The sequence below is a fragment of the Salinispora fenicalii genome (genome assembly GCF_000514815.1).
In the GTDB taxonomy this organism is placed as follows: Bacteria; Actinomycetota; Actinomycetes; order Mycobacteriales; family Micromonosporaceae; genus Micromonospora; species Micromonospora fenicalii.
This window is the reverse complement of the sequence record NZ_AZWQ01000046.1, coordinates 1-1,207: the sequence shown is the minus strand read 5'-3', so window position 1 is coordinate 1,207 and position 1,207 is coordinate 1. Positions and strand designations below refer to the sequence as shown.

1 protein-coding gene and 1 pseudogene are annotated in these 1,207 nt (G+C 62.5%); both read right to left on the bottom strand.

Annotated features, from left to right (window positions below; all coding sequences use genetic code 11):
- Nucleotides 1-857, bottom strand: an 857-nt coding sequence (locus tag B116_RS0117770; RefSeq protein WP_033667717.1) for a M23 family metallopeptidase, incomplete at its 3' end; no start/stop codon positions are given.
- Nucleotides 858-949: 92 nt separating this feature from the next.
- Nucleotides 950-1,207, bottom strand: a pseudogene (locus tag B116_RS25345) (tachylectin-related carbohydrate-binding protein); the annotation flags it as partial.

The following is a 1,207-nucleotide window of genomic DNA, read 5'->3' as shown; positions in this document are numbered from 1 at the left end:
ACCCCCGCCGAAGTGAGTCCATATAGCCGCCCAGCACCGTCATAGGAAAGATGAGTATGCGTCCATCCGCCACTACGAATCTTGACCGGTGCATTAAACACCAACGACGTATTGTTGGTGATCACATCCACCCGATACAGATCACCCTCCGTCGAGGTAAACAGAATCGTGTTGAAGTTCAGCGTCGCCATCGCCTTCGGCGTGAACCCCAACGTCGCACTCGACGTCACCACCTTTAAAAGGCGACCTGAACCCGACTCGACCAGCGAATAGGTCAGCCGTCCATCTGCCAGGACCCCGTAGACGGAAATGTCGCCACAATTAGAACTCACGGCATGGACCGGTGGCGACAGCGGCTCCCCGGGAGGAGAACCGTCCGTCGTGATCTTCGAGCGGATGCCGTTGTAGTAGGTCTCCACCTTGGCGCCGTCGCGCAGCTGCTCGTGGTGCAGGTGAGGGGCGCTTGAGTCGCCGGTGCTGCCCACTTTGCCGAGCAGTTGCCCTTGCTGGACCGACTGCCCGGTGGAGACCACCGGAGGTGACTCCATGTGCAGGTAGAGCGACTCCCAGCCCTCGCCGTGATTGAGCTTGACGTACCAGCCGGCACCGCTGTTCCAACCAGCGTATGAGACAGTGCCAGCGTCCGCGGCGAGAATGGATCGGCCGGCCGTGGTGCCGCTGTTCGCAAACATGTCGACGTCGTAGTCGTCATGACCGCGATAGGTGGAGAGCCGCCATGATTCGCCGCACGGGAATGGGAGCTGGAAGGCAGGCCGCACACCGGCGGCCTGAGCCTCGGCCGGACGTGCCACCTCGACCACCACAGCACCGTTAACGGCGAGGGCCAGTGCGGCCAGTACCGCCGGGAGGGAGCGACGTATTCGAGCTTTCGAAGGCATGGGTTTCCTCGGGGGTTCGCTGAGACGTGCTGGGAATGAACCGGCCACGGTCACCGGCCCGCCAAGTGGGCGGAGAGCAGGACCTGGGTCCAGCCGGAATCGGTCACCTTGCCCTGCCCGGACAGGTCGCTACCGTTGTTGTCGTACGGGTCCCGGTCGATGTACCGGTGCAGAGCGCCGTCGCTGGTACGGCCGTAGTAGATACCGGCGCCAGGGGACAGCAGGTGGGTCATGTTCTGCCAGGTGCTCGACTTGAGTTCGCCGGACACCCAGCTACCCACCCCATTAATCTTGTAGGACATCAATCG